We start from the raw sequence: 9,292 nt of genomic DNA, 5'->3' as shown, positions 1-9,292 counted from the left end.
AATAAAAATACCGAGATGATTCATCGTGATATGGGTCAGGCAGCATCCGCTTATTTGGCCAAAAAGTTAAGTCATATTCAAACAATGGGGATCTCGTGGGGAAAATCAATTTACGCGCTGGCAGAAGAATTTCAGAGCGACGAACAGCCGCATGTGCATATTGTCCCGTTAATTGGTGGAATGGGCCAGAGCCATGTGGCATACCATTCGAACCATCTCGCTTTCCAGCTTGCCCAACAGCTTAATGCAAGTTCGTCGTATGTGTACGCGCCTGCCATAGCAGACAGCGTCGAGATGAAACAGCAATTAGTCCAGTCCAAGGATGTGGCGGCTGTCCTTGATGAAGGAAGCAGTGTGGATTTCGCGATTGTCGGTGTCGGCAGCTTGACTCAGCAAACAACTGCGATTGAAATGGGCTACCTTAACACAAAGGATATTGAGTCGTTGAAAGCGGCCGGTGCTGAAGGGGACCTTAACTCGTGGTTTTTTGATGCAGATGGACAAATCGTTGAACACCCAATCAATGACCGGATTGTTGGTCTTAGTCCTGATGAGATCCGCGAAACCCCCGAGGTAATGGCAATTGCTGAAGGGGAGCATAAAACAGATAGTCTGCATACGGCTTTAACTTCCGGACTGGCAAATATACTGGTGACGGATGAACAAACAGCAGAAAATCTATTAAAAAAGTGTTCTACCCTCGAACATTTTTAAAATTTCTAGGACAATCGTCTTGACTTTTTATTGAAAGCGCTTTATTATAAGTTTACAAAAATTATTACCCAAAACAATTGTAAAAGGAGTGCCGACAAATGTGGGGGACATTTATAGTCGTTTTTGCATCAATTTGGGCGTTACAGTTTCTATTAACCCACTTTCAGGTGAAACACTATCAATCTGAAATCGGGAAACTCAGCAGGCGGGACAGCGGTTTTCTGGGAACCGGTTATTACAAAAAGTGGTTCGGTACCGGGGCGATCATCGTTCTGGTATGTGATGACAATTCCCGTATAACTGACGCAAAGGTTATGAAAGGATTGACGGTTTTTGCCAGATTCAGAGATATGAAGAAATTAATTGGTCTGAATCTGGAAGAAAGCAAATTCGTCAATTTTCTTCCAAAAAAGGAACACATCGCACTCACAAATGCGATTGACATGATAAACAAAGAAATGAAAAAACGAGAGGGGAATGAAGCATGGATTTCTTAATTTCGCTTGCTGAAGGCTTTATCGGTATGTTCCAGGAAGGTGGCGACACGTTTATGGGCATGGTTACCGATATTATTCCATTACTGATTGCTTTGATCACAGCTGTTAACGCTTTAGTCAAGTTTATTGGTGAAGAAAGAGTTTTTGCCTTTGCCCAGAAATGTACCAAATATTTTTTCCTGAGATATACGATCTTTCCATTTTTGGCGGTATTCTTCCTGACAAACCCGATGTGTTATACATTCGGTCGCTTTTTGCCGGAGAATAAAAAACCTGCTTTTTACGATTCAACGGTTTCGTTCGTACACCCGGTAACAGGACTTTTTCCACACGCCAATCCGGCTGAACTGTTCGTTTACACTGGTGTCGCAGCCGGGATTACACAGCTTGGTCTTTCAACAGGACCATTGGCATTGCGGTTCCTGCTTGTCGGTATCGTTGTGATGCTGCTGAGAGGTGTTGTGACCGAGTATATAACCAACCGCATGATCAAAAACAGAGAACGAAATGAAAATGCCGCAGCATAGGACAAGATTAGTGAGGAGGATAACAAATGAGTGACTATAAGGCAGCGAAAGTGACAAAAGGTGGCTCAGGCTGGGGTGGCCCGCTGGTCATCAAGCCAACAGATGAGCAAAAATATATTGTATCAGTAACCGGCGGCGGTATTCATCCGGTCGCCCAGGAGATAGCGGATAAAACGGGTGGTATAGCAGTAGACAGGTTCGAAAAATCAGTCGAAAAGGAAGAAATGGCCTGTGCTGTCATCAATTGCGGCGGTACAGCGAGAAGCGGCGTCTACCCGAAAATGGGTGTCCTGACCGTTAATGTCTACAGTAATTCACCATCCGGCCCTCTGGCAAAATTTATTAAGGAAACGAATTTTGTATCCGGTGTCACAACCGATCATGTTGAAGCAGCTGATGATTCCGCAGAAGTAAGTCAGTCGGAAGCATCAAATGATGGAGCTGATGACCCAAAAGTAAACGAATCATTGCTGGATAAAGATGTCGCTAAACGCACAAAGGAAGAAGCTAAGGAGAAAGTAGCAGCAAAAGAGGGAAGTGACGGAAACAAAAAGAAAAATTCGGTTAACCGTATCATTGAAGTGCTCGGTGATAAAGTCGGTTTCGTGGTCAGTACCTTTTTCCAGGCTGGTCGTGACACAATCGATACAATTATTAAGAACATCCTGCCATTTATGGCGTTTGTCAGTGTGCTGATGGGGATTATCACTTACACCGGGATCGGTGATTTAATCGCCAACTGGGTTTCACCATTAGCCGGCTCGCTGGTCGGAATGTTAATTCTTTCCCTGATTTGTTCGATTCCGGTTATTTCACCGCTGCTTGCACCAGGGGCAGTCATTGCTCAGGTTGTCGGTGTTCTGATTGGGGTTGAAGTTGGAAAAGGCAATATTCCGGCACAAATGACATTGCCTGCATTGTTTGCGATTAACCCGCAAGCAGGTACTGACTTTGTTCCGGTTGGACTGACACTTGGGGAAGCAAAACCGGAAACCATCGAAGTGGGTGTTCCCGCAGTCCTTTTCTCAAGACTGATTACAGGCCCGGCTGCGGTTGTCATTGCGTACTTCGCAAGCTTCGGGCTTTATAGCTAAAACCGATGCCCTCTTCTAAAAGAGAGGGTATCAAATTGCAAATCACTTTACTTATGTTACAATATGGAACAAATGTAAAAATATTTAAATAAATGATATTGGAGGCGAATAACATGGCAAATGCCTATTATAACGTGAATGTTGTCGAGGTTGGCTCTGATGCCCCGTTAATGACAGAGGAAAACATGATTATTTTATTTAATCATACCGTCCCGGCAGATTTGAAAAGCATCGCCTACGTGCACGACGGTGATACCATTTCTGAGGAAATAAAAGCCGGTGATCAAATGGTCATTGACGGGGAAGCTTTTGATATTTTATTCGTTGGCGATAAAGCCAATGAAACCATGAAAGATTTGGGTCATGCGACATTCCATTTTAATGGGGAATCAAGTTCCGATTTGCCTGGTACAGTTTGTCTTGAAGCCAAGCCAATCCCGGAAATCAGTGTGAATTCTACCATTTCGTTTACGAGATAAAAGCGAAACTTCTTCAGTGGGTGGTTTTCCCACTGAATGTTAGTTGAGCAAGTCGGGCATTTAGGGTCAGTTGGCCGCCGTATTTTGGCAGGTTACTGACCGTTATATGCGGCGAAAAATCATTTGAGGAGTGAGTCATCATGTTAGGAATTAACCGCAAACTAGCAAACTTAGAAAAATCAGGATCTTATATCAAGGTTGGCCTTGTCGGCGCAGGGCAGATGGGCAGAGGGATGATTTCCCAGATTGAAAGCATGAAAGGCATGCGTGTTGTGATTACAGCCGATTTGGCAATTGAAAATGTGGAAAATGCCTATAACAATGCCGGCATCCATTCAGCAAACATTGTCGTCACCGATGATATGGAAAAAGCACAAGGCGCGCTTAGCCGCGATCAGGTCGTGGCAACAAAAGATAGCAAATTGGTGACGTCACTTCCGGAGGTCGACGTTGTTGTAGACGCAACGGGTGTTCCTAATATGGGTGCTGAAATTGCGTGGGATACGATTTTAAACAATAAACATATTGTCATGCTCAATGTGGAAGCGGATGTTACAGTTGGCCCGTTATTGAAGAAAATGGCTGATGCCAGTGGTGTTATCTACACGGGATCTGCCGGTGATGAGCCAGGGGCAATCATGGAATTATATGACTTTGCCGATGCCATGGGCTTTGAAGTGGTCGCATTGGGTAAAGGGAAAAACAATCCATTGAACCTTGAATCCAACCCGGATGTTACGGCTGAGGAAGCGGCGAAAAAAGGATCCAGTCCGAAAATGCTGGCATCATTCCAGGACGGCACCAAAACAATGGTTGAAATGAATTGTGTAGCCAACGCTACTGGATTTGCACCGGATCAACCAGGCATGCACGGCTTTGAAGGCAAAGTGGCAGATCTGCCTAGTATTTTCATCGAAAAGGACAAAGGCGGCAAGCTGAACGGCCGGCAGGTAGTTGACTTCGTTAACGGTGTCGCACCGGGCGTATTTGCCATCATTGCTTCCGATAAAGAGGAAGTCAATGCTGAAATGAAATACCTGAAAATGGGTGACGGACCTAACTATGTCTTGTACCGCCCATACCACCTGACAAGTCTGGAAACACCGTTATCCATTGCCAAAGCATATTTTGACAAAGAACCGACGATTGCACCGCACTATGGATTGCAAGGTGAAACGGTTGCTGTTGCGAAAAAAGACCTCGCTGAAGGCGACTATCTTGATGGCATCGGCGGCTACTCAGTTTACGGCAAACTTCTGAAAGCTGATGAAGCAAAAGAAGACAAATTGCTGCCAATCGGTCTTGTTGATAAAAATGTAAAAATGACGAAAGCCGTCAAAAAAGGTGACATAATCACCTATGACGATGTCGAGCAGACAAACGAATCGACGATCTGGAAATTGCGTGCACTGCAGGATAAACAATAGAACGTGTGAAATAGGCCTCTGAATAGCATCAGGGGTCTTTTCTGAAGGTAGTTTAATCGAGCGATTGATTTGACCCGATCAGGAAAACGGTTTATACTAAAATTACAAACGTAACAATAATGAACAAATGTAAAACAAGGAGTGAGCATAATGGAATTGACAAAAGATGTGACGCTCGTCCCTGAAGTCAGTCAGGATAAGTTAGTAGATTTATATAGACAAATGTGGGTCATCAGGTATTTTGATGAAAAAGTGGATGAATTTTTCGCCAAAGGCATGATTCATGGTACCACTCACTTGGCGGTCGGCCAGGAAGCAAGCGCTGCCGGTGCCTGTGCGTTGCTCGATAATGAAGACAAAATCACCAGTACTCACCGCGGGCACGGCCATTGTATTGCCAAGGGTGCAACTTCCGACAAAATGATGGCGGAATTGTTTGGCCGGACGAACGGCTACTGTAAAGGTAAAGGCGGTTCCATGCATATTGCCGACATTGATATCGGCAACCTGGGCGCTAACGGTATTGTGGCAGGCGGCATTCCGCTCGCAGTTGGTTCAGCACTGACAGCCCACATGAAAAAGCAAAACTATATAACAGTTTGCTTCTTTGGTGACGGTGCGACAAACGAAGGCAGTTTCCACGAAGCGGTTAACCTGGCTTCTGTCTGGAATTTACCGGTCATTTTTGTCTGTGAAAACAACCAGTACGGCATGTCCGGTTCGGTTAAAGAAATGACAAACGTCGAAAATATTGCCGATCGCGCGCAAGCATACGGTATCCCAGGCGTTGTCGCTGACGGAAACGACATTGTCGATATGATGAACAAAACACATGATGCCATTGAACGCGCACGCAGCGGTGAAGGTCCGACATTGATCGAAGCAAAAACATACCGCTGGAAAGGCCACTCGAAAAGTGATGCGAAGAAATACCGCACACGCGAAGAAGAAAACGAATGGAAAGCGAAAGATCCAATCAAACGCTTCAGAGGCGTACTCGTTGAAGCAGGCATCATAACGGAAGAAAAAGCTGAAGAAATCCGCAAAGATGCCAAACAGGAAATTGAAGATGCGGTTGAGTTTGCTGAAAACGGCCCAATGCCAACCGAAGAAGACTTACTGACGGATGTCTACGCATAGGAGGGGATTACGATGAGAGAGATTACCTATTCAGAAGCAGTACGTGAAGCAATGAGTCAGGAAATGCGCAAAAATGATGATGTTTATATTTTAGGTGAAGATATTGGTGTCTATGGCGGTGCGTTCGGTGTCACCCGTGGCATGATCGAGGAGTTCGGTCCCGAGCGCGTGCGCAACACGCCAATCAGCGAATCTGGTATCGCCGGAGCTGCAGTCGGTTCAGCGCTGACAGGCATGCGCCCGATCGTTGAGCTGCAGTTCTCCGATTTCATTACAATTGCGATGGACCAAATGGCGAACCAGGCAGCTAAAATCCGTTACATGTACGGCGGTAAAGGCAAGGTTCCGATGGTATTGCGTACGCCGAGTGGCTCCGGTACAGGCGCTGCTGCTCAGCACTCACAAAGTCTTGAAGCATGGGTCGCGCATGTGCCAGGGCTGAAAGTGGTCCAGCCATCAACAGGTTATGATGCCAAAGGACTGCTGAAAGCTGCAATGGATGATGACAACCCGGTTATTTTCTATGAGCATAAAACACTTTATGGCACAAAATCGGATGTACCTGAAGAACAGTACAGCATTCCGCTCGGCCAAGCAGACGTGAAACGCGAAGGAACGGACGTCACCATTGTCGCAACAGCTGTCATGGTTGGCCGCGCACTTGAAGCCGCCAAAGAATTGGAAAAAGAGGGCATCAGCGTTGAAGTGATCGATCCGCGCACACTGGTACCGCTTGATACGGAAACAATCGTCAAATCTGTTTCCAAAACCGGCCGTGCGGTGGTCGTCCATGAAGCGGTGAAACGCGGCGGATATGGCGGTGAGATCGCCAGCATGATCGCCGAAAGTGATGCATTTGATTTTCTCGATGCACCCATCAAACGTTTGGGCGGTGCCGAGTCACCGGTTCCATATAACCCAGAGCTGGAAAAACTGCACGTACCGCAAGTTCCGAATATCATCCAAGCCGTAAAAGAAACACTCAACAAGGCATAAGGGGGGTCCGAAATGGCGAAAGAAGTATTTATGCCGAAACTCAGCAGTACCATGGAAGAAGGGACACTGCTGCAGTGGTTTAAAGAAGAAGGCGACCCGGTTGAAACCGGGGAACCGTTATTTGAAATCATGACTGATAAAATAAATATCGAAGTGGAGTCATATGAAGACGGCGTGCTCTTGAAACGCTATTATGATGTAGATGCCGAAATCCCGGTCAACGCCGTGATCGGCTATGTCGGCGAGGAAAATGAGGAAGTACCTGAGGAACCTCCTGCAGCCGGTGATGACGGCGGTGAAGGTGCACAGGCTGAAGCTAAGGAAACTTCTAAGGGGCCAGCAGCTGCTGAATCAGGTGCGGACGCGGATCAGGATGTCGCGGATGGCGGCAAAGTGCGCGCCACACCTGCAGCTCGCCGCGTTGCCCGTGAAAACAACATTGAGCTGGCATCCGTCAAAGGCTCGGGACCTAAAGGACGTATTCACGAGCAGGATGTGAAAGACGCGCTCGACAGCACGAAATCCACCCCGCTTGCCGGAAAAATTGCTGATGATCAGGGTGTTGATCTGTCGGCGGTCGAGGGGTCAGGCCCCCATGGCAAAGTGCGCAAAGATGACGTGCTTCAGCATACAGCTGCATCAACGGCTGGACAGGGCGCGCCGGATGAAGACGCCGAGCGCATCAAACTGAAAGGTCTGCGCAAAGCTGTAGCGGATAAAATGGTTCAGAGCACCAGCACGATTCCGCATGTCACGCTCACAAGCGAAGTTGACATGACACATGTGATCGATGTCAGGAAATCACTCTTGCCGATTATCGAAAAGCAAACTGGCTTCAGATTGTCATATACGGAAATTTTAATGAAAGCAACGTCTCAGGCACTGGAAGCACATCCGCGTGTCAACGCATCGCTTGTTGACAACGAAATTGTATTGAATAAACACGTTAATATCGGACTGGCTGTTGCTATCGAGGACGGTCTGATTGTTCCGTCTGTCAAAGAAGCAAACCATAAAGGCTTGGCTGATTTGACTAAAGTGAGCAAAACGCTGGGTCAAAAAGCCCGCGACAACAAGTTGACGCCTGATGAAATGACCGGCAGCACATTCTCAATCAGCAACTTGGGCATGTACGCGATTGATGGATTCACACCAATTATCAATCCGCCGGAAACAGCCATTCTGGGTGTCGGACGTATTGTCGAAAAACCAGTCGTAGTCGATGGCGAAGTTGAAGTGCGGCCAATGATGGTACTCAGCCTGTCATTCGACCACCGGGCAATCGATGGTGCACCAGCTGCGGCATTCCTGACCGATTTGAAAGAGCGGCTGGAAAATCCATACGGCCTTTTGATATAAGGGGTGAACACGATGAAATCTTATAATCTCGCAATTATCGGCGCAGGCCCCGGCGGTTATGTCGCAACTATCCGGGCAGCAAAAGAAGGCTTGCGTGTCGCTCTCGTATCAGGAGGCGACCTCGGCGGGACCTGCCTCAACCGGGGCTGCATCCCATCCAAAACGATGCTGAAACATGCTGAAGTGATTGAGGAAATCAAGGGTGCTAAAACATACGGCATCACGGTGAATGACTTTTCGTTTTCGATTAAGGATATGGTCAGCCGGAAGACAAAAGTCGTTAAGACACTGCAAAATGGCATCAAGAGTTTGATGAAGCAAAACAAGATTGATGTTTTTGACGGCATGGGAACCGTTAAGGAAGATAAAACCGTAACGATTGCGTCTGCGAGCGGTTCCGAGACGATTCAGGCTGATAATGTCATGCTGGCGAATGGCTCCAAACCGCTTGTTCCGGGGCTGCCAGGCATTGATGAGATCGATTATTATACGAGCGACACGATTTTTGACATTGAAGAAGTGCCGGGGCATCTCGTCATTATGGGCGGCGGTGTCATCGGTCTTGAGATTGCTTGCATCTTCAACAGTCTGGATACGGAAGTTGAAATCGTTGAAATGGCCGATCGGATTATACCAACGGAAGATCCGGATGCGTCGGATTATCTGAAGCGTGAGCTAAGCAAAAAAGGTATTACGTTCCATACCAGTGCTAAGATTACCGGTTTCCGGAAAAGCGGTGCGAATGCGGCTGTTGAGGTTGAGGCAGCAGATGGCGGTAAGAACACGATTGAAACAGACAGCGTTCTGGTTGCAGTCGGCCGTCAGCCAAATCTGACCGGTATTGAGGACTTGGACGTCGCGTTTGACGGCAAATTTGTTAAAGTCAATCAGAACCTGCAGACGTCGGTGCCTGGCATTTATGCAGTCGGTGACTTGATTGGCGGCTTTCAGCTGGCGCACGCGGCCAGTGATGAAGGTATCAGAGCGGTCACGCATATGGCCGGAAAAGCCGGGAAGGGTTCGCAGGCGGCTGCCGGAGCGCCGGCGGAGTCGATCATC

The 9,292-nt window shown here is 47.3% G+C and carries 10 protein-coding genes; all 10 read left to right on the top strand.

What is annotated here, in order from left to right; all coding sequences use genetic code 11:
* Window positions 1–714 (top strand): sugar-binding transcriptional regulator (locus tag VK080_RS04095; RefSeq protein WP_324223494.1); only part of this gene is annotated, 714 nt, incomplete at its 5' end.
* Window positions 715–812: 98 nt separating this feature from the next.
* A complete protein-coding gene (locus tag VK080_RS04090) occupies window positions 813–1,211 on the top strand; it encodes a transcriptional regulator GutM (RefSeq protein ID WP_324223493.1) in 399 nt (132 codons plus the stop codon).
* Complete coding sequence (srlA, locus tag VK080_RS04085) at window positions 1,199–1,738, top strand: PTS glucitol/sorbitol transporter subunit IIC (RefSeq protein ID WP_324223492.1); 540 nt, start codon at window positions 1,199–1,201, stop codon at window positions 1,736–1,738. The genes VK080_RS04090 and srlA overlap by 13 nt, the downstream gene beginning before the upstream one ends.
* 26 nt (window positions 1,739–1,764) lie before the next feature.
* Complete coding sequence (gene srlE / locus VK080_RS04080; RefSeq protein WP_324223491.1) at window positions 1,765–2,832, top strand: PTS glucitol/sorbitol transporter subunit IIB; 1,068 nt, start codon at window positions 1,765–1,767, stop codon at window positions 2,830–2,832.
* 113 nt (window positions 2,833–2,945) lie between these two features.
* Window positions 2,946–3,311, top strand: a complete 366-nt coding sequence (locus VK080_RS04075; RefSeq protein WP_324223490.1) for a PTS glucitol/sorbitol transporter subunit IIA — start codon at window positions 2,946–2,948, stop codon at window positions 3,309–3,311.
* A gap of 140 nt (window positions 3,312–3,451) precedes the next feature.
* Complete coding sequence (locus VK080_RS04070) at window positions 3,452–4,738, top strand: NAD(P)-dependent oxidoreductase (protein ID WP_324223489.1); 1,287 nt, start codon at window positions 3,452–3,454, stop codon at window positions 4,736–4,738.
* A gap of 156 nt (window positions 4,739–4,894) precedes the next feature.
* Window positions 4,895–5,878 carry a thiamine pyrophosphate-dependent dehydrogenase E1 component subunit alpha gene (locus VK080_RS04065; protein WP_414672212.1) on the top strand — a complete coding sequence of 328 codons (984 nt, stop codon included), beginning with the start codon at window positions 4,895–4,897 and terminating at the stop codon, window positions 5,876–5,878.
* Between the two features lie 12 nt (window positions 5,879–5,890).
* Entirely contained in the window at window positions 5,891–6,874 is a 984-nt protein-coding gene (locus tag VK080_RS04060; protein WP_324223487.1) for an alpha-ketoacid dehydrogenase subunit beta, read from the top strand.
* 12 nt (window positions 6,875–6,886) lie between these two features.
* Window positions 6,887–8,233, top strand: a complete 1,347-nt coding sequence (locus VK080_RS04055; RefSeq protein ID WP_324223486.1) for a dihydrolipoamide acetyltransferase family protein — start codon at window positions 6,887–6,889, stop codon at window positions 8,231–8,233.
* Between the two features lie 12 nt (window positions 8,234–8,245).
* The coding region (locus VK080_RS04050) for a dihydrolipoyl dehydrogenase family protein (protein ID WP_324223485.1) at window positions 8,246–9,292 on the top strand (1,047 nt) is incomplete at its 3' end.

This window comes from Lentibacillus sp., assembly GCF_035301925.1.
In the GTDB taxonomy this organism is placed as follows: Bacteria; Bacillota; Bacilli; order Bacillales; family Amphibacillaceae; genus Lentibacillus.
Note: the sequence above shows the minus strand (reverse complement) of the source record. Positions and strands in the feature narration are given on the sequence as shown.

Coding starts and splice junctions, on each gene's coding strand:
- VK080_RS04070 (WP_324223489.1), top strand. CDS start 3,452: ATGTTAGGAATTAACCGCAAACTAGCAAACTTAGAAAAATCAGGATCT.
- srlA (WP_324223492.1), top strand. CDS start 1,199: ATGGATTTCTTAATTTCGCTTGCTGAAGGCTTTATCGGTATGTTCCAG.
- VK080_RS04055 (WP_324223486.1), top strand. CDS start 6,887: ATGGCGAAAGAAGTATTTATGCCGAAACTCAGCAGTACCATGGAAGAA.
- srlE (WP_324223491.1), top strand. CDS start 1,765: ATGAGTGACTATAAGGCAGCGAAAGTGACAAAAGGTGGCTCAGGCTGG.
- VK080_RS04090 (WP_324223493.1), top strand. CDS start 813: ATGTGGGGGACATTTATAGTCGTTTTTGCATCAATTTGGGCGTTACAG.
- VK080_RS04060 (WP_324223487.1), top strand. CDS start 5,891: ATGAGAGAGATTACCTATTCAGAAGCAGTACGTGAAGCAATGAGTCAG.
- VK080_RS04075 (WP_324223490.1), top strand. CDS start 2,946: ATGGCAAATGCCTATTATAACGTGAATGTTGTCGAGGTTGGCTCTGAT.